This is a genomic window from Leisingera sp. S232, from assembly GCF_049800895.1.
Classification (GTDB): domain Bacteria; phylum Pseudomonadota; class Alphaproteobacteria; order Rhodobacterales; family Rhodobacteraceae; genus Leisingera.
In genome coordinates, this window is sequence record NZ_JBNAFX010000001.1 from 153,905 (window position 1) to 175,176 (window position 21,272).

A 21,272-nucleotide genomic window follows, 5' to 3' on the forward strand; every position below is an offset into this window, starting at 1 on the left:
CTTCCTAGAAATAGATGTCCGCCGCCGGGATGCTGACGCGGCCCTTGGCGGTGTTTAGGACAAGGTTGCCGCTGGCGTCCACCGTTTCAAAAGTGCCTTCAGTCTCGGAACTTGCAGTTCGAGCCGTAATCACTTCGCCCAGCTTGGCCGCCCGTTCCAGCCAGGCGGTTCGGATCGGCTCAAACCCATAGGTACTGAACTGCTGCTCATAGCGGGCAAAGGTTTCGGCCACGGCTTCCAGGAACTCCTCTGGCGTGACCTGAACGCCGGTCTCCGACAGCAGCGACACCGGCCAGACCGCCCCCGGCTCCAGCCATTCTTTCATCGGGGTTTCCACGAGATTCACCCCGATGCCGACAAACAGATGGTTCACGCCCTTGCTGTTGCCTGCGCTTTCCAAAAGAATGCCTGCCAGCTTACCGCCTTTCAGCAACACATCGTTGGGCCATTTCAGCGACAGACCTTCGCTGCGACCGGTGACCGCGACGCAGGCGTCAAAGACCGCAAGAGCCGCAACAAAGCTGCGCAGCGCAGCCTGATCCGGGGAGCCTTCGGGGCGCATCATCAGGGTGGCGGCAAAGTTGCCCTCGGGATCTTTCCAATCCCGCCCGCGGCGGCCCCTTCCCTGGGTTTGACGCAGGGCCAGAATCCATTCCGGACCGGCCAGTTCATCCGCAATTCGCGCGGCCTCGTTCAAGGTGCTGTCCACCTCGGCAAGCACCCGTTTTCCATATCCAGCTGGCCAGCTCATATGCGCTCCTTAAATGCGACAGAGCCCGGTCGCAAGACCGGGCTCTGTCAGCCTGCCTGAGAAGCAGATCAATTTACAAGGGTCGCGGCTGCAGCCGCAGCGGCATTATCGATGCCGAACTGATAGACAACTCCTACCAGCATCAGCGCGGCAGAGGCCATCAAAGCAAGGCTCAGAACCGGCGATCCCTTCGCCTCTACCTCGTCTTCTCCGGTGCCGAAGTACATGTAGAAGACAATCCGCAGGTAATAGAATGCGCCAACCACCGAGGCGACGGCAGACGCAATCACCAGCGTCATCAGCCCTGCATCAATACCAGCCTGCCAAACCCCGAACTTGGCAAAGAATCCCAGCATCGGCGGCACGCCTGCCAGCGAGAACATCAGGATCAGCACCGCCAGCGCCTTGCCCGGTTCGCGTGCTGCAAACTGGTTCAGCGCCATGATATCGGTCACCGGTTTACCGTCTTTCTCCAGCATCAGAATGAAGGAGAATGTACCGATGTTCATGGTGACGTAGATCGCCAGATAGACCAGCATCGCTGTGATGCCCTGCTCCGTTCCGGCCGCCAGTCCGATCATCGCATAACCCATATGGGCAATCGAGGAGAACGCCATCAGCCGTTTGATGTCGCGCTGGCCGATCGCCGCAATGGCGCCAAGGAACATCGACAGCACGGACAGCACCACGATGATCTGCTGCCAGTCAGAGACAGCACCGCCAAAGGCATCAAACAGCACCCGGGCGAACAGACCCATGGCTGCGACTTTGGGCGCGGTGGCAAAGAACGCGGTAACAGGCGTGGGCGAACCTTCGTAGACATCCGGTGTCCACATGTGGAAAGGAACTGCCGAAACTTTGAACGCAAGCCCCGAGATCATGAAGACCAGCCCGAACAGCATGCCGATAGACATAGACCCATGTTCCGCCACCTGGATGATACCGGCAAACTGGGTGGTGCCGGCAAAACCGTAGACCAGCGACGCGCCATAAAGCAGCAGGCCAGAGGACAGCGCCCCCAGCACAAAATACTTGAGACCGGCCTCGGTCGACCTGACGCTGTCACGGCGCATCGCGGCAACGACGTAAAGCGACAGCGACTGCAGCTCCAGCCCCATATAGAGGGACATCAGATCACCTGCGGACACCATCATCATCATGCCCACAGCAGCAAGCGCCACCAAGACCGGGTATTCGAACCGCAAGATGCCGCGGCGCGCCATATAGTCCTGGCCGATCAGCAGAACGGCTGAGGCCCCCAACAGCAGCGCCACCTTGGCAAAGCGCGAGAACCCATCGTCGATGAACATGCCATTGAACGCAGTCTGAGTGCCGGCCGGACTGGACGCGATCCAGAAAGCGACCAGCGCCAGCAGCGCTGCTGTGCTCCAGACCAGCGGCACCGCCAGCTTGTCCTTGCCGGTGTAGACAGCGCCCAGAAGCGCCGCCATGGCGTAAAGCGCCAGAACGATCTCTGGCAGGATTACGGTAAGATCAGCTTGGATCATCTGCCTGATGCTCCCTTAATGCGAAGCAATCTGGGTCGCTGCCGAGGTATCGGCAGCAGCCAGAGACTGGTTGAAGTTTGCAATCAGCGCCTCGGTCGAGGGGCTGATGATATCGGTGACCAGCGACGGGTAGACGCCCAGCAGCAGGGTCATCACCACCAGCGGTGCAAAGACGAACCGCTCGCGCGCGGACATGTCCTTGATCCCCATCAGGCTGCCCTTGATCAGGTCGCCAAAGACCACCCGGCGGTAGAGCCACAGGGCATAGCCGGCCGAGAAGATCACGCCAGTGGCTGCAACCGCAGTCACCCAGGTGTTTTTCTGGAAGGCGCCCATCAGGGTCAGGAATTCGCCAACGAAACCGGAGGTGCCCGGCAGGCCGACGTTGCCCATGGTGAAGAACATGAAGACAAGCGCATATGCCGGCATCCGGATCACCAGACCGCCGTAGGCGTCGATGTCGCGGGTATGCATGCGGTCATAAATCACGCCCACGCACAGGAACAGCGCAGCAGAGATAAAGCCGTGGCTCAGCATTTGGAAGATGGCGCCATCAATGCCCTGCTGGTTGGCGGCAAAGATACCCATGGTGACAAAGCCCATATGCGCAACCGAGGAATAGGCGATCAGCTTTTTCATGTCTTCCTGAACCATCGCCACCAGCGAGGTGTACACCACCGCAATGGCCGACATCCACAGGACCACATCAGTCATCACATCCGCGCCCACCGGGAACATCGGCAGGCTGAAGCGCAGGAAACCGTAGCCACCCATCTTCAGCAGGATCGCTGCCAGCACCACGGACCCCGCGGTCGGCGCCTGAACGTGGGCGTCCGGCAGCCAAGTATGCACCGGCCACATCGGCATCTTCACCGCAAAGGAAGCAAAGAACGCCAGGAACATCAGCGTCTGGGCACCGCCCAGCACATGAATGCCCAGCACGTCAAACGACGCCGCCGAGAAACTGTGGGTCAGCAGGGTTTCGATATCGGTGGTGCCCGCATCCACATACATGAACACCATCGCCACCAGCATCAGCACCGAGCCGAAGAAGGTATAGAGGAAGAACTTGAAGGAGGCGTAGATCCGCTCCTTGCCGCCCCAGATGCCGATGATCAGGAACATCGGAATGAGGCCCGCCTCGAAGAAAAGGTAGAACAGCACCAGATCCAGCGCCATGAAGACACCCAGCATCAGGGTCTCCAGGAGCAGGAAAGCGATCATGTATTCCTTGACCCGGTCGGTAACCGACCAGCTGGCCAGAATGGTCAGCGGCATGATGAAGGTGGTCAGCATCACGAACAGAACCGAGATGCCATCGACGCCCATCTTGTATTTCAGCCCGAATATCCACGCCCGGTCCTCAACGAACTGAAAGCCGGTGTCGGCCGGGTCGAACTCGAAATAAATGCCAAGGCTGACCAGGAAGGTGATCGTGGTGGCAAAAAGCGCGACAAACTTGGCGTTGCGCTGCGCCGCCTTATCCTCGCCGCGCAGGAACAGGGCCAATATGGCCGCCGCAAGCGCCGGGATGAAGGTGACAATAGAAAGGAGATTGTCCATCAGTGCGCTCCTCCGCCGATCGACATCCAGGTGACCAGGGCAGCAATGCCCAGCACCATCCAGAAGGCGTAAGTAAAGATGTACCCGGACTGTGCGCGTCCGGCGAGACGGGTGAAGAAGGGCACAACGCCCATGGCGAGGCCGTTGAGGAAGCCGTCAATGGTGCCGCCGTCGCCGCGTTTCCAGAAGAAACGGCCAATGGCCAGAGCGGGTTTGACAAAGATCACGTTGTAGATCTCGTCAAAGTACCATTTGTTCAGCAGGAACAGGTACAGCGGGCGCTGCTGTTTTGCCAGACGTTTCGGCAGCGACGGGTTCCAGATGTAGAACCACAAAGCCAGAACCAGACCCGCAACCATGGCTGCAAAGGGCGACAGTTTCACCCATTTCGGCGCCGCGTGGGCATCCTCCAGGATGTGATTGTCCGGCGCGATATACAGCGCACCCTCGCCCGGCTTGCCAACAAAGGAATGGTGGTGCGCTTCCCCATGTGCATCCGCCTCAGCAACCGGGATACCATAGAATTTGCCGACTTGATCATTGTGTCCAAAGAAGCTGCTGTACCACAGCATGCCCGAGAAGATTGCACCGAGCGACAGAACGCCCAGCGGCACCAGCATGGTCCAGGGGCTTTCATGTGCGTGGTCATGGGTGTGCTTGTCGCCACGTGCCTCGCCATAGAAGGTCATGAAGATCAGGCGCCAGGAGTAGAAAGAGGTCATGAAGGCGGCAATCACCAGAGCCCAGAAACCGAACATGGAACCGCCCGCATAGGCGCTTTCGATGATGGCGTCCTTGGACACAAAGCCTGCAAAACCCACCCAACCGCTCAGCGGGATACCAACGCCGGTGATGGCCAGCGTGCCGATCATCATCGCCCAGAAGGTATAGGGGATCTTCTTGCGCAAGGCGCCATAGTTCCGCATGTCCTGCTCGTGATGCATCGCGTGGATCACCGAACCGGCGCCCAGGAACAACATCGCCTTGAAGAAAGCGTGCGTGAACAGGTGGAACATCGCCGCCGAATACATGCCGACGCCTGCGGCCACGAACATGTAGCCCAGCTGCGAGCAGGTCGAATAGGCGATCACGCGTTTGATGTCGTTCTGCACCAGGCCAACGGTGGCCGCAAAGAATGCGGTACAGGCGCCCAGCACAGTGATGAAAGCAGTTGCGTCGGGCGCGAACTCCATCAGCGGCGACATGCGGCAGACCAGGAACACGCCCGCGGTCACCATGGTTGCCGCGTGGATCAGCGCCGACACCGGGGTCGGGCCTTCCATCGCGTCCGGCAGCCAGGTGTGCAGGATCAGCTGCGCCGATTTCCCCATCGCGCCGACAAACAGCAGGAAGGCCAGCAGGTTCGCCGCGTTCCATTCGGTCCACAAAAAGGACACCTGTGTTTCTGCCAGCGTGGGGGCCGACGCAAAGATGTCAGACAGATTGATGCTGTCGGTCAGGAAGAACAGGCCAAAGATCCCCAGCGCAAAGCCGAAATCGCCGACGCGGTTCACGATGAATGCCTTCATCGCCGCCGCATTGGCGGTGGGCTTGCGGTAATAGAAGCCGATCAGCAGGTAAGAGGCGACACCAACACCTTCCCAGCCAAAGAACATCTGCACCAGATTGTCAGAGGTCACCAGCATCAGCATCGCAAAGGTGAAGAACGACAGATAGGCAAAGAAGCGCGGTTTATAGCTCTCGCCCTCTTTCCACTGCGGATCATGGGCCATGTAGCCGAAGGAATAGAGGTGCACGAGCGACGAAACCGTGGTGATCACAATCAGCATGATCGCGGTCAGCCGGTCCAGACGGATCGCCCAGTCGGTGGACAGAGTGCCGCTTTCGATCCAGCGCAGGATCTGGATGGTCTCGGTCTTGCCGTCAAATGACAGGAAGGTGATCCAGCTAAGGAGCGCCGCCAGAAACAGCAGTGCGGTGGCGGTCACAGTGGCGGCCTTCTCGCCGATCATCTTGTGGCCGAAGCCGCAGATAATGGCGCCAACCAGCGGGGCAAAGAGGAGGATGGTTTCCATGTGTCTTTAGCCCTTCATCACGTTGACGTCTTCGACGGCGATGGTGCCGCGGTTGCGGAAGAAACAGACCAGGATCGCCAGGCCGATGGCGGCCTCAGCAGCGGCCACGGTCAGCACGAACAGGGTGAAAACCTGCCCCACCAGATCGCCCAGGAAGCTGGAGAAGGCGACCAGGTTGATGTTCACCGCCAAAAGCATCAGTTCGATGCTCATCAAGAGGATGATCACATTCTTGCGGTTCAGGAAGAGCCCGAAAATGCCGATGACGAACAGCGTCGCCGCGACGGTCAGATAGTGTTCAAGTCCGATCATTGCGATTGCTCCGCCATCTCCATTTTCAACCTGATTGCCTCATCGTATTGAACATAGAGGCGAACCGGATTTCTTTCAGAGCCGAGTTCTGGGAACTCCGCTATACAGCCACAGCTAGTCTGCTCGTTGCTGTATCCACTCCGAGTTATGCTTGAGTTGACCTGAGCAGCTTTGTCAAAGCTTCCTAATCCGGCTGAGACAATCTTGCCTTTGAACGCCGAAAACTCCGCCGAACTTACAGGAACTTTAAACTTGTCCAGAACGAAGCTCCCTCGATCACAGTGCGAAAGAACCGCTACAGCCCGGTCTTTCGCGACTGCGAAATGCTCCAAGACGTAGCGACTTTCACCTCTGGTCATAATCTCCCTTGGCGAAAACAACGCCTGTTCATGCTTCTCACAATCGACTTCTTGAGCGCTAGCCGACGCAGCGAGAAGGAACCCGCTTGAAATCAAAAACCAACGCATCACAGCCCCTGCCCCGGTTTCACGTCCTTCAGCTCCATCGCGGCGGCCGGGTCGCGCATCATCTGGGCAACCACGTCCTGGCGCTTGACGTCGGTGCGGTGGCGCAGGGTCAGCACGATCGCGCCGATCATCGCCACCAGCAGGATCAGGCCCGCCAGCTGGAACAGAAGGAAATATTGATCATAGATGATGAGGCCGAGCGCCTCAGTGTTGTGGCGGTCCGCAGGCACCGGATTGGCCAGCAGCTCAGGCGCCTTGTGGGCGGTTTCCCAAACCCCGAAGGCCATCACGAACTGCATCAGGATCACCAGGCCAATGAGCAGCGCCAGCGGCATGTAGCGCGCCATCTCCGCCTTCAGCTCGGCAAAATCCACGTCCAGCATCATCACCACAAACAGGAACAGCACCGCGACCGCGCCCACGTAGACGATGACCAGCAGCATGGCGACGAACTCCGCCCCCAGCAGCACAAACAGCCCGGCCGAGGAAAGAAAGGCCAGGATCAGCCACAGCACCGAATGCACCGGCTGGCGGCTGATCACGGTGAACAGCCCGCCGGTGATGGCGCTGATGGCGAAGAGGTAGAAGGCAAAAACGCTCATGTCTCATCGTCCCTTTTGTCGTCCATGACCGCCTGCGCCAGATCCAGCGCCCGGTTCATGGCCGGAATGCCGGCAAACACCGACATCTGTCCGATCGTTTCCACGATCTCTTGTTTCTTGGCGCCGGCCGCGAGGGCGTGGCGCACGGTCTGGCGCACGGCACTGTCGGCCTGCGCGCCCTGCATTGTCAGCCCGGCCAGTGTCAGCAGCAGCCGGGTCTTGGCATCCAGCCCGTCCTTGTTGACGGTGTTGCCGAACATCATTTCCATGACCTCTTTGGGCATGGTGGGCCACAGCGCCTCGAACTCCTTGTAAGCCTCCGTTGGCGAGAAGTTCTCCAGCGCAGGATTGAACGCCTTGGCCATCTCCTGCGCCTGGGTCTGCATCTGGGCCATCATGGCCTCAAAAGGGTTCTTGGGATCGCTCATCGGTACGGCGCGTCGATTTCCAGGTTGCGGGCAATCTCGGCTTCCCAGCGCTCGCCGTTCTCGAGCAGCTTGTCCTTGTCGTAGAACAGCTCCTCGCGGGTCTCAGTCGCGAATTCAAAGTTCGGGCCTTCGACAATGGCATCCACAGGGCAGGCTTCCTGGCAGAAGCCGCAATAGATGCATTTGGTCATGTCGATGTCATAGCGCGTGGTGCGGCGGCTGCCGTCCTCGCGCGGTTCCGCGTCAATGGTGATCGCCTGCGCCGGGCAGACCGCCTCGCAGAGTTTACAGGCAATGCAGCGTTCCTCTCCGTTCGGATAGCGGCGCAGCGCGTGCTCACCGCGAAAGCGCGGCGACAGCGGGCCCTTCTCGTGCGGGTAGTTCAGGGTCGCCTTGGGCGCAAAGAAATACTTCAGCCCCAGTTTAAAGCCGACCCAGAAATCCTGCAGCAGGAAATATTTGGCGGCGCGGGTGTAGTCGATGTTCGCCATCAGTTAGCCTCCCACGGTCCAGCGGGCGAAGATGCCCCAGAACCAGTCAAATTTTGCAGCAAAGGACACGAAAACCACCCAGGCCAGCGAGAACGGCAGGAACACTTTCCAGCCCAGGCGCATCAGCTGGTCGTAGCGGTAGCGCGGGGTGATCGCCTTGACCATTGCGAAGAGGAAGAAGAAGAAAGCCATCTTGGCAACCATCCACAGGACGCCATCGGGCAGGCCCGGGATCGGCGACAGCCAGCCGCCGAAGAACAGCAGGGTTGTCAGCGCGCACATCAGGAAGATGGCAATGTATTCGCCGGCCATGAACAAGAGGAACGGGGTGGCTGAATATTCCACCTGATAGCCCGCCACCAGTTCTGATTCCGCCTCGGGCAGGTCGAAGGGCGGGCGGTTGGTTTCCGCCAGCGCCGAGATAAAGAACAGGAAGACCATCGGGAAATGCGGGATCCAGTACCAGTTCAGCAGGCCCAGATCGCCGTCCTGCGCGCGCACGATGTCGCCGAAGTTCATCGAACCGGTGGAGATGATCACACCGATGATGATCAGGCCAATCGAAACCTCATAAGAGATCATCTGTGCCGCAGACCGCAGTGAGCCCAGGAACGGGTATTTTGAGTTCGACGCCCAGCCGCCCATGATCACGCCGTAGACCTCAAGCGAGGAGACCGCAAAGACATAAAGGATGGCGACGTTGATGTCCGACAGAACCCAGCCGTCGTTGAACGGGATCACCGCCCAGGCGATCATCGCCAGCACAAAGGAGGTCATCGGCGCCAGGATGAAGACGGTGCGGTCGGCGCCAGCCGGGATCACCACCTCTTTGACCACATATTTCAGCGCATCAGCCACCGACTGCAGCAGGCCAAAGACGCCCACCACATTCGGGCCCCGGCGCATTTGGACGGCAGCCCAGATCTTGCGGTCCCCGTAAACGAGGAACAGAAGCGAGATCATCACGAAGGCAACAACTGCAAGCACTTGCGCCAGGATCAGAACAGCGATGCCGCCTGGAGTGTTAAAGAAATCAGCCATAGGTCCTCACACCGTGGGTATTCCGTTGACCTCGCAATCCGCGACAACGACTTCGGCGTCGATGGTGCGCAGGCCGCTCGGCAGAGAGGGCGAAATCACGTAAACCGCATCAGCGGTCCGGCTGCCCCCATCCTGTTTTGATGTTGTACGCACATGGCGCGCAAACCCGTATCCCCGGATCAACGCGTATTGTGCAGCGGCACAAGCCGCATATTGGTCGACGTCCCCTTTGGTGCGCGGTCCGCGCATGGAAACGTGAAACTGCACCAGATCGCCCTCCAGCAGGCTGGTTTCCACCCCTTCGTAGATCGGGGTGGGCCGCTCACCTTGGCTGCCGGGCGCCATTGCACAGGCGGCCAGCAGTAAGGAGGATATGAGGGCGAGGCGGATCATTCGGCGGCCATGGCTCCGGTTTCGCGGGTTTTCACGCCTGCCGACAGCTCCGCCATCAGCTGCGACGCGCGAGCAATCGGGTTGGTCAAGTAGAAGTCTTTGATTACAGTCAGGAAATCCGCATCTCCGAGCTTATCCTGCTGCAGCGCCTCGCCGGTCTTCTCGACGACTTCGTCGATCTTGGCCAGATGCGGAACCTCTGCAATCAATGCCTGGCGCAGCTGCGCAAGCGAGTCATACCCCAGCTTGGCGTCCACTTCGGCACTCAGAGCGCGCAGGATGGCCCAGTTTTCCTTGGCCTCGCCCGGCGCAAAGCTTGCCCGCAAGGCCAGCTGCGGGCGGCCTTCGGTGTTCACAAAAAGCCCGTTTTCCTCAGTGTAGGCAGCTGCGGGCAGGATCACATCCGCACGGTGTGCGCCCCGGTCGCCGTGGCTGCCCTGATAGATGACAAAGGCGCCTGCATCGATTTCAACTTCGTCAGCGCCCAGGTTGTAGATCACCTCTGCCCCGTCAATGGCCGCTGCCATACCGCCTTCGGTCACGGCTCCGACATCCATCGCACCAACACGGGAAGCCGCTGTGTGCAGGACCATCAGCTTGGAGCCGGACAGTTCCGCCATTTTCTGCGCGGCTGCCATGACAGCCAGGCCGTCCGCTTCGCGCAAGGCGCCCTGCCCCAGGATGATCACGGTTTTCTTATTGTCGCGGGTCTCGTCCGAAACACCTTTGGCGATCATGTCGGTCAGGGCATCGCGGCCCGTGCCGGCGTGGTAGTAGTCATAGGTCAGATCCGCTGCCGGGCCGATCAGCGCCACCTCGGCACCGTTGGACCAGGCCTTGCGGATACGGGCGTTCAGCACCGGTGCCTCGTCACGCGGGTTGGTGCCGATCAGCAGGATCATCTCGGCGTCGTCGAGGTCGTCGATGCTTGCCGTGCCGGCATAGCCTGCGCGGTTGCCGATCGGCAGGCGGGCGTTGTCCGTGCGGCATTCCACCTTGCCACCCAGTCCCTCAACCAGCTGTTTCAAGGCAAATGCGGCCTCAACTGGCGCCAGATCACCAATCAGACCCGCAACTTTCCTGCCCTTCATGGCCGTTGCAGCGGCAGACAGCGCTTCAGGCCAGGTGGCAGGCTTCAGCTTGCCATCAACCCGTACATAGGGGCGGTCAAGGCGCTGGCGGCGCAACCCGTCCCAGACAAAGCGGGTCTTGTCGCTGATCCATTCCTCGTTCACGCCGTCATGGTTGCGCGGCAGGATACGCATCACTTCGCGCCCCTTGGTGTCAACCCGGATGTTCGACCCCAATGCGTCCATCACGTCGATGGTTTCGGTCTTGGTCAGCTCCCACGGGCGGGCAGTAAAGGCGTAAGGCTTGGAGGTCAGCGCACCCACCGGGCAGAGGTCAATGATATTGCCCTGAAGGTTCGATTGCAGCGTCTGGTTCAGATAGGAGGTGATCTCCGCATCTTCACCGCGACCGGTCTGCCCCATCTGGGTGATGCCCGCTACTTCGGAGGTGAAACGCACGCAGCGGGTGCAGGAAATGCAGCGGGTCATGGTAGTAGAGACCAGCGGGCCGAGGTCCAGATCATCCACTGCGCGCTTGGCTTCCTTGAAGCGGCTGTCGGAGATGCCATAGGCCATCGCCTGATCCTGCAGATCGCACTCGCCGCCCTGGTCGCAGATCGGACAGTCCAGCGGGTGGTTGATCAGCATGAATTCCATCACACCTTCGCGGGCTTTTTTCACCATCGGCGAGTTGGTTTTCACCTGCGGTGCCTGGCCTTCGGGGCCGGGGCGCAAGTCACGAACCTGCATGGCGCAAGAGGCCGCTGGTTTCGGCGGGCCGCCAACAACCTCTACCAGGCACATCCGGCAATTGCCGGCAATCGACAGCCGCTCGTGGTAGCAGAAGCGCGGAATCTCGACACCGGCCTCCTCACAGGCCTGGATCAGGGTCATTGCCCCGTCCACCTCAATCTCGGTTCCGTCAATGTTGATCTTGCGGAGGTCAGACATGGTCTATTTCGCCCTCAGTAACACGCCGATCGCGCTGTTCTTTTCAATTTCCGCGCGGCCATAGGCGCAGAAGGTTTCCGGTTGGCCGTAGTCAACACCGCTTTGCGCCAGAAGTGTCTCTCCCTTGGCACGCATCCGGGCCTTTTCGGCATCAGACTCGATGTAGGCGCGGATGTCCGCATCCGAGTAGCCAAGCGAATTTGCTCGCGCCTTGAGACGGCGCAATTCGCCAAGCCCTTTCAGGTAGCGCGGGGAAATGTCGTCACAGTGATCTGCAACTTCCTTGGCGATGGCGACGGCAAACAGCGGGTCTTCGATTTCCTTCACGTCGCGCAGCGACTGTTTTGCCAGTGCGGCGGCCGGCACGGCAACAAAAATGGACAGACCAACGGCAATCAGGGCATGCATGGCATGGGACTCCTTCAGTTTAGAAGCCCCCATGCGCAGGCACGCGGCGCTGCTATGCAATAGCAGCCGGGCCTTCAGACCCTGATATGCCGGACATCCGCTCACGGCGTGCAAGTCCCCTGAAACACAGCCCGACCATCGGTGATAGTCAGCGGTGTCTCTGCGTCGCGCGGGTCATTGGCCCATTCGATGTCGGAAGACCCATAGGTGGTCACACAGTATTTTGTGCCGCCATGGGCCGCTGCTTCGCGTGCCCCTTGGGCCGACCGCTCAGCCCCCTTGATGTCAATCTGAAACAGCGCCGGATCAGTCTTCTTGTCGATGGGCTTGGCCTTCGCTTTGAAAGGCACGCCGTCATAGAGTTCGCGGTTTTTGTTGGTGACGGAACTGCCGCAGGCCGAAACCAGCGCAAAAGCCGCCAGGCAAGCCGCAGGCACGGCCATCCGATATGTCTTAATGATGCTCAAAATACTGCCGCCGATGCTAGAATCGCCAAACCAACCATGCAGGCCCAGCCGGCCACATAGAAAACTGTGCGCGGCCCGCTATGCGATTTGCCAATGCCCTTGATATGGATGAAAACCATGATGATCCGCGCGGCCAGCGCCAGTGAGGCCAGCAGATTCACCCAGAACGGCGCCGCCCCTGCCAAAACCGCAACAAGTGTCACTGTCAGAAAAGCAGGCAGTGTCTCGCAAGCATTCAGATAGGCGCGGTTCAGGCGGTAAGCCTGATCCGCATAATCGTCCTGCGGCGTGGCGCCCGGAACATGTCCTGCCTTCTGTTTCGCAAACGCCGAGAGCGGCGACAGCGCCAAGGTGATCAGCGTAAAGATCGCCAGCGCAGCCAACGCATGGGAATATTCTGCAAAACTTTCCATCATTCACTCCGCCGCCATCGCACCCATACGGCCCGTCTTCTGAGCCTTGATACGGTCTTCAATCTCTTCACGGAAGTTTTTGATCAGGCCCTGGATCGGCCAGGCAGCTGCATCGCCAAGGGCGCAGATGGTGTGACCTTCGACCTGTTTGGTCACGTCCCACAGCATGTCGATCTCTTCCAGCTCGGCCTCGCCCTTCACCAGACGATCCATCACGCGCATCATCCAGCCGGTGCCTTCGCGGCAGGGGGTGCACTGGCCGCAAGACTCGTGCTTGTAGAATTTAGACAGGCGCCAGATCGCCTTGATGATGTCGGTCTGCTTGTCCATCACGATGACAGCAGCGGTACCAAGGCCAGAGCCCAGTTCACCGCGCAGATAATCGAAATCCATGATCGCGTCGCGCATGTTCTCGCCCCGCACACATGGAACGGAGGAGCCGCCGGGGATCACCGCCAGCAGGTTGTCCCAGCCGCCGCGGATGCCGCCACAATGTTTCTCGATCAGCTCCTCAAAGCCAATCGACATGGCTTCTTCGACAACACAGGGGTTGTTCACGTGGCCAGAAATCGCAAACAGCTTGGTGCCTGCGTTGTTCTGCCGTCCGAAAGAGGCGAACCAGTCGGCGCCGCGGCGCAGGATGGTCGGAACAACCGCGATACTCTCCACGTTGTTCACCGTGGTCGGGCAACCATAAAGGCCCGCGCCCGCCGGGAACGGTGGTTTCATCCGGGGCATGCCCTTTTTGCCTTCAAGGCTTTCAATCAGAGCGGTTTCCTCGCCGCAGATATAGGCCCCTGCCCCGTGGTGCAGGAAAACGTCGAAGTCCCAGCCAGAGCCAGCCGCGTTTTTGCCCAGCAGGCCTTTGTCATAGCATTCGTCGATAGCGGCCTGCAGCGCTTCGCGCTCGCGGATGTATTCGCCGCGCAGATAGATGTAGCAGGTATGCGCATTCATCGCGAAAGAGGCGATCAGCGCGCCCTCGATCAGCGTATGCGGATCATGGCGCATGATTTCCCGATCCTTGCAGGTACCGGGTTCGGATTCATCCGCGTTGATCACCAGGTAGGCCGGGCGGCCGTCGCTTTCCTTGGGCATAAAGGACCATTTCAGGCCGGTCGGGAAACCCGCGCCACCCCGGCCACGCAACCCGCTGTCCTTCATTGTCTGAATGACCCAGTCGCGCCCCTTTTGGATCAGCCCTGCGGTGCCGTCCCAATGGCCGCGCGCCTTGGCGCCCGCCAAGTTACGTTCGTGCATGCCGTAGAGGTTGGTAAAGATCCGGTCCTGATCCTTCAGCATGTGTGCCTACCTTTGGCTGTTTTGGCGCATGCGCCAGAGTTGAAATATGTTGACCAGGGCATAGATCATGCCTGCCAGCGCGGCAAAGTCGAACAGCAGCGCATAGCGCCCTGGCAGCCCTAGCATGGGGCCGATGAACAGCGAGACAACGATCCACAGCGAAATGGTCCCGGCAATCACCAATGCGATGTGCCGCCCCTTTGCTGCGATGGCTTGGTCCTGTTCCTTGCTCATCTGTTCCCTATCACCCTGCTGCGGCCCCGATGGGCCGCTGCCAATTATTCTGCGTCGTCTTCGTAGATGCCGTCTTCTTTGGCACGTTTGGCGAATTCGGTTTCATCGCCGACCTGCAGGCGCTTGGCCTGCTCTATCCAGCCGTCGCGTTCGATCCGGCCCTTGAACTTGAGCCGTGCGTCAACCCAGGCCACTTCGGCCTCGGTCCAGTCGGCGATCTGATCAAAGTGGAAGAAACCCAGCTCGTTCAGGGTCTGCTCCAGCTTGGGTCCAACGCCCTTCAGCAGTTTCAGGTCATCCGGCAGGCCGCCGCGGGCCTCCTTCAGCACTTCGGGCTCGTTTTCTTCAGCCGCAGGCGCTTCGGCCTCTTTTGCCGTCGGCTTGGCGGCCTTGGCTTCTGCTGCCTGTTTCACCGCAGGCTTCGGCGCTTCGGGCGCTTTTGGCGGTGCATCTGCGGCGGCGCGGCCAGCCACAACGCCGTCCTTGCCAACCCAGGGGGTCAGCAGCGGGACTTCGTCACCCTGAATGCGTTTGACGCCATCTTTGATATCCGTCGCCAGCTGCACAGAAGCATTGTACTGGGTCTTGCCGCTGTCGAACTCGGTCAACGAGGTGAGGCCGGACTTCGGCTCTGCCGCGTAACGGCCGTTCTGCGGGCCTGGGATCACGTCCTTGCCCGCAGCCAGATCGTCCAGCAGCTTGGTGAAGCTCTCGACAGTCAGATCCTCGTAATAATCCTTGCCGATCTGTGCCATCGGGGCGTTGGTACAGGCGCCCAGACACTCGACCTCTTCCCAGGTGAACTTGCCGTCTGCAGACAGGGTGTGCGGCTTCTCGGCGATCTTTTCCTGGCAGACCGCCACCAGATCCTCGGCGCCGCAGATCATGCAGGAGGTCGTGCCGCAGATCTGGATATTGGCAACAGACCCGGTCGGCTGCATCTGGAACATGAAGTAGAAGGAGCAAACCTCCAGCACCCGGATATAGGCCATGCCGAGCATATCGGCGATGTGCTCAATCGCGGGTTTGGTGACCCAGCCTTCCTGCTCCTGCGCGCGCCAGAGCAGCGGAATGACCGCGGAGGCCTGGCGGCCCTCAGGATACTTGGTGATCTGCGCCTCAGCCCAGGCCTGGTTGGCCGGGGTGAAGGCAAAGCTGTCGGGTTGTTCGTGGTGCAGTCTGCGAAGCATCAGTCTTTCACACCTTCATAGGTTTTAGTTACCGTTCTCGACGAAGAGAGATGGCATTCAACATTGCCAATGGCACCGCCTTTTCCGCGGGCGGAAAGCACCAAACTGTAGTCTAAGTCGTTCAAAACACGAGCCACTTCCATCTCAGCTCGATCCAGCAAGCCGCGGCAATGAAACTCTTGGAATTCCGGTGACGTAGCCGCTTCCACAACATACTGGGCTACGCCCTCAGCATCACCTTGACCTTCCACTTCCTGAGAGGAAGCAGTTGAAGCAAGCATTGACAGAAGAAGCGCGCCAACCAGCCTCACCGGTCAATCTCCCCGAACACAACGTCCATGGTGCCGATGATGGCGGCGACGTCGGCCAGCTGGTGGCCCTTAGCAACGTGGTCCATTGCCTGCAGGTGCAAAAAGCCCGGCGCGCGGATCTTGGAGCGGTAGGGTTTGTTGGACCCATCCGCCACCAGATAGACGCCAAACTCGCCCTTGGGGGCTTCGACGGCAGCGTAGACCTCGCCGGCCGGGACGTGGAACCCTTCGGTGTAGAGCTTGAAATGGTGGATCAGGCTTTCCATCGAGGTTTTCATGTCGCCGCGCTTGGGCGGGGACAGTTTCCCGCGCGCCATCACGTCGCCGGTGGCTTCACGCAGTTTGCCAATCGCCTGACGGATGATCGAAGTCGACTGGCGCATCTCTTCCATGCGGCAGAGGTAGCGGTCGTAGCAGTCGCCGTTTTTGCCGACGGGCACTTGAAACTCGAACTCGTCATAGCATTCATAAGGCTGCGCGCGGCGCAGATCCCATGCCAGGCCGGAGCCGCGCACCATGACGCCAGAGAAGCCGTATTGCTGGATCTCTTCCTCGGTCACCACACCAATGTCGCAGTTGCGCTGCTTGAAGATGCGGTTTTCGGTCAAGAGACCGTCGATATCATCCAGAACCTTGGGGAATTCCATCGCCCAAAGATCGATATCGTCCAGCAGATCGTCCGGCAGATCCTGATGCACGCCGCCGGGGCGGAAATAGGCTGCATGCAGACGCGCGCCACAGGCTCGCTCGTAGAAGACCATCAGCTTTTCACGCTCTTCAAAGCCCCACAGCGGCGGGGTCAGCGCGCCGACGTCCATCGCCTGCGTGGTAACGTTCAAGAGGTGGTTCAGTACCCGGCCGATTTCCGAGTAAAGCACCCGGATCAGCTGGCCACGGCGCGGCACCTCGGTGCCGGTCAGTTTTTCGATGGCCAGGCACCAGGCATGTTCCTGGTTCATCGGCGCTACGTAATCCAGGCGGTCGAAATACGGCAGGTTCTGCAGGTAGGTGCGGCTTTCCATCAGTTTTTCGGTGCCGCGGTGCAGAAGGCCGATATGTGGATCGCAACGCTCAACCACTTCGCCGTCCAATTCCAGCACCAGACGCAGAACCCCGTGCGCCGCAGGATGCTGCGGGCCGAAGTTGATGTTGAAATTGCGGATCTTCTGCTCGCCGCTCAGCGCATCCACGCTGCCGTCGTCAAATTTGGAGCCGTCCATCATTTGCGACCTCCACTGCGAGTGTTCGTGTCAATTCCTTTATTTAGGAAAGGCACAGGTTTTTTTAGAAGCGGCACAGCCGCGCCCAGCATGGCCGCGCAGCCAACCAGCAAGGTTCCCACTTCGGCCAGAGGTTCAAACCACATCAGTTTGCGCCCTCCTTCTTCTCGTCGCCCGGCAGGATATATTCGGCCCCTTCCCATGGCGACATGAAATCGAACTGACGGTATTCCTGCACCAGCTTCACCGGCTCATAGACCACACGCTTTTGCGCCTCGTCATAGCGGACCTCGGTGTAGCCGGTGGTCGGGAAATCCTTGCGCAAGGGATAGCCGCGAAAGCCATAGTCGGTCAGCAGACGGCGCAGGTCCGGATGGCCCGAAAACAGAATACCGAACATGTCGTAAACCTCACGCTCGAACCAATTGGCCGAGGGATGCACAGATACGATCGACGGCACCATCTCATCCTCGCGGATGGCGGCGCGCAGACGGATGCGCTGATTTCTGTACATCGACAGAAAGTGGTAGACGACGTCGAACCGCTTGCCACGCTCGGGATAGTCCACCGCAGTGATGTCCACCAGAGTGGAGAACTTGCAGTTGGGGTCCGACTTCAGGAACTCCGCCAGGCCGGCGATGTTCGAGGGTGTGACGTCGATGTTCAGCTCATCAAAAGCCACATCCCAGGCCACCACGCAATCGGGGCGTTTGGCTTCGATCTGGGCGCCGAGTTCTTGCAATGCTTCTGTCATCTGCTCTCTCCCGCCTTATCGAACAAGGGTGCCGGTGCGGCGGATCTTGCGCTGCAGTTGCATCAGGCCGTACAGCAACGCCTCTGCCGTCGGCGGGCAGCCGGGCACATAGACATCAACCGGCACAACCCGGTCGCAGCCGCGCACCACAGAATAGCTGTAATGATAATACCCGCCGCCGTTGGCGCAGGAACCCATCGAGATCACATAGCGCGGCTCGGGCATCTGGTCGTAGACCTTGCGCAGAGCCGGCGCCATCTTGTTGGTCAGCGTGCCCGCCACAATCATCACGTCCGACTGGCGCGGCGAGGCACGCGGCGCAATGCCGAAACGTTCCGCGTCATAGCGCGGCATCGACGTATGCATCATCTCAACCGCGCAGCAGGCCAGACCAAAGGTCATCCAGTGCAAGGAGCCAGTACGTGCCCAGTTGATGATATCCTCAGCCGAGGTGAGCAGGAACCCTTTGTCCTGAAGCTCGGCGTTGATGGCCCGGGTGACAACTTCCTTGTCCACGCCCGCCGCATTGGGTCCGGTCATCACTGCCATTCCAGGGCCCCTTTCTTCCATTCATAGGCGAATCCGATGGTCAGCACGCCCAGAAACACCATCATCGACCAGAAGCCGAGGTCGCTGATGTCCTTGAAACCGACGGCCCAGGGAAACAGGAAAGCGATTTCCAGGTCGAAAATGATGAAGAGAATCGACACCAGATAGAAACGGACATCAAATTTCATGCGGGCATCGTCAAAAGCATTGAACCCGCATTCATAGGCGCTGACCTTTTCCGGGTCCGGGTTTCGGACCGCCAGCACGACGGCTGCCAGGATCAGGACTGCCCCCAAACCTGTCGCAACGGCCAGGAAGACCAGGATCGGCAGGTATTCCCTCAACATCTCTTCCAAGAGCAGCTCCTTTCCCCGGGCGGAATTCCGCGCGGCGTCAATTGGCGTGTTGATTTGATCCGTGCATACCCCTCCGCCCCCACAGCGTCAACTAAAGCAAGGTTAATCAACAAGGGTTTGTGACAGGAAACAGCACAGCCGCAACATGCATGTAATTTCTTAGTGAATTCATAAGAAAAGCGGCAACACGTAAAGGTGCTGCCGCTCGTTAAACACAAGTCAAATATGCAGCTTTTCAGCCGTGCCAGCTGGGTTTGCGTTTTTCAAAGAATGCGGCGATCCCTTCCACCGCCTCCGGCCCTTCCCAGCGCTCCACAAGCGCCTTGATTGTATGGTCAATCACGCGGTCATCCAGCTGCGGACCCAGATCGCGGGCCAGCTTCTTGGCAGCAGCAACCGCACCCGGGGCGCAGCTCAGATAGGGGGCAACCTCTGCCTCAACCGCCTCAGCCAGCTGATCCGAGGCTACGGCCCTGGCCAGCAGCCCCAGTTCCAGGGCCTCTGCCGCACCGAACAGACGGGCCGACATGAATACACGGCGCGCCCTGGCCTCCCCCATGCGGGCAATGACATATGGCCCGATGGTGGCGGGAATCAGTCCCAGCCTGGTTTCGGTCAGGCCCATCTTCAAATGATCCGCACCTATGGCCACGTCGCAGACCGACGCCAAGCCAACTCCACCACCAAAGGCATTGCCCTGCACCGCTCCGATCAAGGGCTTGGGTAGCGTATTGAGCGCCATCAGCATATCCGCCAGCACCCGCGCCTCGCGCGCCCGGGTTTCGGGATCTGCATCCATTTGCGCCCGCATCCAGGCAAGATCGCCACCCGCGCAGAAACTCTTGCCTGCACCGGTCAGCACCACCACGCGGATGCTGTCATCCTGCGCCAGCTGCTGGGCCGCCTGCGTCAGCTCCAGCAGCATCTGGCGGGACATGGCGTTGTGCTTTTCTGCCCTACTCAGGGTCAGGGTGCAGACGCCGCGGCCATCGGTGCCCAAAGTGATCGTCTCGAACATCTTCTAACTCTCCTGATCATGGACTCGGATCGCGGCACAAAGCTGAAAAACCGCCTGTTCAGCACTTGTAACGGCTGTGTCGATCCGGATTTCAGCCTCTGTCATCGGTGTGTAGTCTCTCTGCAGGATCGCTTCCCATTCCGAACTTTCGCATCCAGGTGCGCTTACTGAACGCTGCTTAACGCGCCGCTGGTGCTCCTCCATATCCGAGCAAACAAACTCGACGTTCAAATGCCGCGCACCAGTATCAGAGGAGACTTGCTCCCAAGCCTTACGCGTTAAGACGATTGGGTTCACGCAATCCGCGATCACATTATAGCCTTGCCGCAAAACGCCGCGCGCAACCGCCTGAGCGGCCGCATAACCACCGTCAGCCAAGTCATCGGTACGCATATGCGACGCACGCATAGCTGTCTCTATCTCATCAATCCAAAGCCACAACGCACCGCTTTCTTGGGCCAACCGCCTTGCAATGGTGGATTTACCCACACCTGGCAAACCTGAGAAACACATCAGCACCGGCATTTAGTCCGTCCGCATCGACCGGGCCAGTGCTGCGGCTTCCTCCAGCACTTCTGCATCCAGCCCTGTGTCATAGCCCAGGTCGGTCAGGCGCCTGTGCACTGCTTCCGTTGCCACATTGCCTGCAGCACCCGGCGCATAGGGGCAACCGCCCAAGCCGCCAACGGCCGCATCGAATACCCGCACGCCCTGCGCCAGCGACGCTTCGATATTGTCCAGCGCCCGACCCGCCGTGTCATGATAATGGCCTGCCAACCTTCCCGCAGGCACGCGCGCGCTCACTGCCCTGAGCATCGCTGTGATCGCCTCCGGGGTGCCCTGACCAATGGTATCACCCAGCGAGATCTCGTAACATCCGAGCGAGAACAGCCGTTCAGCCACCTCCGCCACCTGCTGGGGCCGCGTGACCCCGTCATAGGGGCAGTCAACGACGCAGGAGACATAGCCCCGGACTGGCAGCCCGATTTTCCTGGCTTCGTCAAGAATGGGCAAAAAGCGGGCTATGCTTTCTTCGATGGTGGCATTGATGTTGGCTTTGGAAAACCCTTCGGACGCAGAGGCAAAGACCGCGATCTCATCCGCCTTGGCAGCCACCGCCTCTTCATAGCCGCGCAAATTGGGGGTCAGGGCCGCATAGCGCACCCCGGAAGCACGAGAGATACCCGCCAGCACCTCTGCGCTGCCCGCCATCTGCGGCACCCATTTTGGCGACACGAAACTGGCAACCTCGATGCGCTTGAACCCTGCGCGGCTCAGGCAATTGGCCAGCGCCACCTTTTCCGCCACCGGAATCTCGCGTTTCTCATTCTGCAGCCCGTCGCGCGGGCCCACTTCGAAAATCTCGGCACGCTCACCCATGGCGGCACCTCCTGCTTCTTTCTGGTCCCAAATACCCAAATTCGGACAGCTGCCGCG

At 59.8% G+C, this 21,272-nt stretch carries 26 protein-coding genes; all 26 read right to left on the reverse strand.

Features of this window, described 5'->3' with window-relative positions; all coding sequences use genetic code 11:
* Window positions 1–4: 4 nt before the first annotated feature.
* Window positions 5–751, reverse strand: a complete 747-nt coding sequence (locus ACP151_RS00770) for a biotin--[acetyl-CoA-carboxylase] ligase (protein WP_424976915.1) — start codon at window positions 749–751, stop codon at window positions 5–7.
* 68 nt (window positions 752–819) lie between these two features.
* Entirely contained in the window at window positions 820–2,259 is a 1,440-nt protein-coding gene (nuoN, locus tag ACP151_RS00775) for an NADH-quinone oxidoreductase subunit NuoN (protein ID WP_424976916.1), read from the reverse strand.
* A gap of 15 nt (window positions 2,260–2,274) precedes the next feature.
* Window positions 2,275–3,822 (reverse strand): NADH-quinone oxidoreductase subunit M, encoded by a 1,548-nt coding sequence (locus tag ACP151_RS00780; protein ID WP_424976917.1) that lies wholly within the window; start codon window positions 3,820–3,822, stop codon window positions 2,275–2,277.
* Window positions 3,822–5,858 (reverse strand): NADH-quinone oxidoreductase subunit L, encoded by a 2,037-nt coding sequence (gene nuoL / locus ACP151_RS00785; RefSeq protein ID WP_424976918.1) that lies wholly within the window; start codon window positions 5,856–5,858, stop codon window positions 3,822–3,824. Before nuoL ends, ACP151_RS00780 begins: the two co-directional genes overlap by 1 nt.
* Before the next feature lie 6 nt (window positions 5,859–5,864).
* Window positions 5,865–6,170: an NADH-quinone oxidoreductase subunit NuoK gene (nuoK, locus tag ACP151_RS00790; protein WP_008553673.1), complete on the reverse strand. Its 306-nt coding sequence runs from the start codon at window positions 6,168–6,170 to the stop codon at window positions 5,865–5,867.
* Complete coding sequence (locus ACP151_RS00795; protein ID WP_424976919.1) at window positions 6,167–6,637, reverse strand: hypothetical protein; 471 nt, start codon at window positions 6,635–6,637, stop codon at window positions 6,167–6,169. The genes nuoK and ACP151_RS00795 overlap by 4 nt, the downstream gene beginning before the upstream one ends.
* On the reverse strand, window positions 6,637–7,239 hold the full coding sequence (locus ACP151_RS00800) for an NADH-quinone oxidoreductase subunit J (protein ID WP_039145419.1): 603 nt from the start codon (window positions 7,237–7,239) through the stop codon (window positions 6,637–6,639). Before ACP151_RS00800 ends, ACP151_RS00795 begins: the two co-directional genes overlap by 1 nt.
* Window positions 7,236–7,667 carry a carboxymuconolactone decarboxylase family protein gene (locus ACP151_RS00805; RefSeq protein ID WP_424976920.1) on the reverse strand — a complete coding sequence of 144 codons (432 nt, stop codon included), beginning with the start codon at window positions 7,665–7,667 and terminating at the stop codon, window positions 7,236–7,238. Before ACP151_RS00805 ends, ACP151_RS00800 begins: the two co-directional genes overlap by 4 nt.
* A complete protein-coding gene (gene nuoI / locus ACP151_RS00810) occupies window positions 7,664–8,158 on the reverse strand; it encodes an NADH-quinone oxidoreductase subunit NuoI (RefSeq protein WP_424976921.1) in 495 nt (164 codons plus the stop codon). The genes ACP151_RS00805 and nuoI overlap by 4 nt, the downstream gene beginning before the upstream one ends.
* Before the next feature lie 3 nt (window positions 8,159–8,161).
* Entirely contained in the window at window positions 8,162–9,199 is a 1,038-nt protein-coding gene (nuoH, locus tag ACP151_RS00815) for an NADH-quinone oxidoreductase subunit NuoH (RefSeq protein WP_058287913.1), read from the reverse strand.
* 6 nt (window positions 9,200–9,205) lie between these two features.
* A complete protein-coding gene (locus ACP151_RS00820) occupies window positions 9,206–9,592 on the reverse strand; it encodes a hypothetical protein (RefSeq protein WP_424976922.1) in 387 nt (128 codons plus the stop codon).
* Complete coding sequence (gene nuoG / locus ACP151_RS00825; RefSeq protein ID WP_424976923.1) at window positions 9,589–11,613, reverse strand: NADH-quinone oxidoreductase subunit NuoG; 2,025 nt, start codon at window positions 11,611–11,613, stop codon at window positions 9,589–9,591. Before nuoG ends, ACP151_RS00820 begins: the two co-directional genes overlap by 4 nt.
* A gap of 3 nt (window positions 11,614–11,616) precedes the next feature.
* Window positions 11,617–12,021, reverse strand: a complete 405-nt coding sequence (locus ACP151_RS00830; RefSeq protein ID WP_424976924.1) for a DUF5333 domain-containing protein — start codon at window positions 12,019–12,021, stop codon at window positions 11,617–11,619.
* 101 nt (window positions 12,022–12,122) lie between these two features.
* On the reverse strand, window positions 12,123–12,488 hold the full coding sequence (locus tag ACP151_RS00835; RefSeq protein ID WP_424976925.1) for a hypothetical protein: 366 nt from the start codon (window positions 12,486–12,488) through the stop codon (window positions 12,123–12,125).
* Window positions 12,485–12,901, reverse strand: a complete 417-nt coding sequence (locus ACP151_RS00840; RefSeq protein WP_424976926.1) for an MAPEG family protein — start codon at window positions 12,899–12,901, stop codon at window positions 12,485–12,487. The genes ACP151_RS00835 and ACP151_RS00840 overlap by 4 nt, the downstream gene beginning before the upstream one ends.
* Before the next feature lie 3 nt (window positions 12,902–12,904).
* On the reverse strand, window positions 12,905–14,203 hold the full coding sequence (gene nuoF / locus ACP151_RS00845) for an NADH-quinone oxidoreductase subunit NuoF (RefSeq protein WP_424976927.1): 1,299 nt from the start codon (window positions 14,201–14,203) through the stop codon (window positions 12,905–12,907).
* A 6-nt stretch (window positions 14,204–14,209) separates the two neighbouring features.
* Window positions 14,210–14,437, reverse strand: coding sequence for a DUF5337 domain-containing protein (locus tag ACP151_RS00850; RefSeq protein WP_424976928.1), 228 nt, complete (start codon window positions 14,435–14,437; stop codon window positions 14,210–14,212).
* 44 nt (window positions 14,438–14,481) lie between these two features.
* Window positions 14,482–15,627: an NADH-quinone oxidoreductase subunit NuoE gene (nuoE, locus tag ACP151_RS00855; protein WP_424976929.1), complete on the reverse strand. Its 1,146-nt coding sequence runs from the start codon at window positions 15,625–15,627 to the stop codon at window positions 14,482–14,484.
* Window positions 15,627–15,938: a hypothetical protein gene (locus ACP151_RS00860; protein WP_424976930.1), complete on the reverse strand. Its 312-nt coding sequence runs from the start codon at window positions 15,936–15,938 to the stop codon at window positions 15,627–15,629. The genes nuoE and ACP151_RS00860 overlap by 1 nt, the downstream gene beginning before the upstream one ends.
* On the reverse strand, window positions 15,935–17,158 hold the full coding sequence (locus tag ACP151_RS00865; protein ID WP_424977068.1) for an NADH-quinone oxidoreductase subunit D: 1,224 nt from the start codon (window positions 17,156–17,158) through the stop codon (window positions 15,935–15,937). The genes ACP151_RS00860 and ACP151_RS00865 overlap by 4 nt, the downstream gene beginning before the upstream one ends.
* A 145-nt stretch (window positions 17,159–17,303) precedes the next feature.
* Window positions 17,304–17,912, reverse strand: coding sequence for an NADH-quinone oxidoreductase subunit C (locus ACP151_RS00870; protein WP_424976931.1), 609 nt, complete (start codon window positions 17,910–17,912; stop codon window positions 17,304–17,306).
* 15 nt (window positions 17,913–17,927) lie between these two features.
* Window positions 17,928–18,461 (reverse strand): NuoB/complex I 20 kDa subunit family protein, encoded by a 534-nt coding sequence (locus ACP151_RS00875; RefSeq protein ID WP_424976932.1) that lies wholly within the window; start codon window positions 18,459–18,461, stop codon window positions 17,928–17,930.
* A complete protein-coding gene (locus ACP151_RS00880) occupies window positions 18,452–18,817 on the reverse strand; it encodes an NADH-quinone oxidoreductase subunit A (RefSeq protein WP_424976933.1) in 366 nt (121 codons plus the stop codon). Before ACP151_RS00880 ends, ACP151_RS00875 begins: the two co-directional genes overlap by 10 nt.
* Before the next feature lie 235 nt (window positions 18,818–19,052).
* Window positions 19,053–19,835 carry a crotonase/enoyl-CoA hydratase family protein gene (locus ACP151_RS00885; RefSeq protein ID WP_424976934.1) on the reverse strand — a complete coding sequence of 261 codons (783 nt, stop codon included), beginning with the start codon at window positions 19,833–19,835 and terminating at the stop codon, window positions 19,053–19,055.
* A gap of 3 nt (window positions 19,836–19,838) precedes the next feature.
* A complete protein-coding gene (locus ACP151_RS00890; protein ID WP_424976935.1) occupies window positions 19,839–20,360 on the reverse strand; it encodes an AAA family ATPase in 522 nt (173 codons plus the stop codon).
* The gene (locus ACP151_RS00895; RefSeq protein ID WP_424976936.1) at window positions 20,361–21,215 is read right to left on the reverse strand and encodes a hydroxymethylglutaryl-CoA lyase; all 855 of its coding nucleotides are present in this window, start codon (window positions 21,213–21,215) and stop codon (window positions 20,361–20,363) included. It lies immediately after the preceding gene.
* Window positions 21,216–21,272: the final 57 nt, after the last annotated feature.

What these genes read in the sequence shown, in the direction of transcription:
- ACP151_RS00895 (WP_424976936.1), bottom strand. Translation starts at nt 21,215, where the DNA reads ATGGGTGAGCGTGCCGAGATTTTCGAAGTGGGCCCGCGCGACGGGCTG.
- nuoF (WP_424976927.1), bottom strand. Translation starts at nt 14,203, where the DNA reads ATGCTGAAGGATCAGGACCGGATCTTTACCAACCTCTACGGCATGCAC.
- nuoE (WP_424976929.1), bottom strand. Translation starts at nt 15,627, where the DNA reads ATGCTTCGCAGACTGCACCACGAACAACCCGACAGCTTTGCCTTCACC.
- ACP151_RS00770 (WP_424976915.1), bottom strand. Translation starts at nt 751, where the DNA reads ATGAGCTGGCCAGCTGGATATGGAAAACGGGTGCTTGCCGAGGTGGAC.
- ACP151_RS00875 (WP_424976932.1), bottom strand. Translation starts at nt 18,461, where the DNA reads ATGGCAGTGATGACCGGACCCAATGCGGCGGGCGTGGACAAGGAAGTT.
- ACP151_RS00890 (WP_424976935.1), bottom strand. Translation starts at nt 20,360, where the DNA reads ATGCCGGTGCTGATGTGTTTCTCAGGTTTGCCAGGTGTGGGTAAATCC.
- ACP151_RS00830 (WP_424976924.1), bottom strand. Translation starts at nt 12,021, where the DNA reads ATGCATGCCCTGATTGCCGTTGGTCTGTCCATTTTTGTTGCCGTGCCG.
- ACP151_RS00885 (WP_424976934.1), bottom strand. Translation starts at nt 19,835, where the DNA reads ATGTTCGAGACGATCACTTTGGGCACCGATGGCCGCGGCGTCTGCACC.
- nuoL (WP_424976918.1), bottom strand. Translation starts at nt 5,858, where the DNA reads ATGGAAACCATCCTCCTCTTTGCCCCGCTGGTTGGCGCCATTATCTGC.
- ACP151_RS00865 (WP_424977068.1), bottom strand. Translation starts at nt 17,158, where the DNA reads ATGGACGGCTCCAAATTTGACGACGGCAGCGTGGATGCGCTGAGCGGC.
- ACP151_RS00820 (WP_424976922.1), bottom strand. Translation starts at nt 9,592, where the DNA reads ATGATCCGCCTCGCCCTCATATCCTCCTTACTGCTGGCCGCCTGTGCA.
- ACP151_RS00840 (WP_424976926.1), bottom strand. Translation starts at nt 12,901, where the DNA reads ATGGAAAGTTTTGCAGAATATTCCCATGCGTTGGCTGCGCTGGCGATC.
- nuoG (WP_424976923.1), bottom strand. Translation starts at nt 11,613, where the DNA reads ATGTCTGACCTCCGCAAGATCAACATTGACGGAACCGAGATTGAGGTG.
- nuoH (WP_058287913.1), bottom strand. Translation starts at nt 9,199, where the DNA reads ATGGCTGATTTCTTTAACACTCCAGGCGGCATCGCTGTTCTGATCCTG.
- nuoK (WP_008553673.1), bottom strand. Translation starts at nt 6,170, where the DNA reads ATGATCGGACTTGAACACTATCTGACCGTCGCGGCGACGCTGTTCGTC.
- nuoI (WP_424976921.1), bottom strand. Translation starts at nt 8,158, where the DNA reads ATGGCGAACATCGACTACACCCGCGCCGCCAAATATTTCCTGCTGCAG.
- ACP151_RS00850 (WP_424976928.1), bottom strand. Translation starts at nt 14,437, where the DNA reads ATGAGCAAGGAACAGGACCAAGCCATCGCAGCAAAGGGGCGGCACATC.
- ACP151_RS00805 (WP_424976920.1), bottom strand. Translation starts at nt 7,667, where the DNA reads ATGAGCGATCCCAAGAACCCTTTTGAGGCCATGATGGCCCAGATGCAG.
- ACP151_RS00795 (WP_424976919.1), bottom strand. Translation starts at nt 6,637, where the DNA reads ATGCGTTGGTTTTTGATTTCAAGCGGGTTCCTTCTCGCTGCGTCGGCT.
- ACP151_RS00800 (WP_039145419.1), bottom strand. Translation starts at nt 7,239, where the DNA reads ATGAGCGTTTTTGCCTTCTACCTCTTCGCCATCAGCGCCATCACCGGC.
- ACP151_RS00870 (WP_424976931.1), bottom strand. Translation starts at nt 17,912, where the DNA reads ATGACAGAAGCATTGCAAGAACTCGGCGCCCAGATCGAAGCCAAACGC.
- nuoN (WP_424976916.1), bottom strand. Translation starts at nt 2,259, where the DNA reads ATGATCCAAGCTGATCTTACCGTAATCCTGCCAGAGATCGTTCTGGCG.
- ACP151_RS00780 (WP_424976917.1), bottom strand. Translation starts at nt 3,822, where the DNA reads ATGGACAATCTCCTTTCTATTGTCACCTTCATCCCGGCGCTTGCGGCG.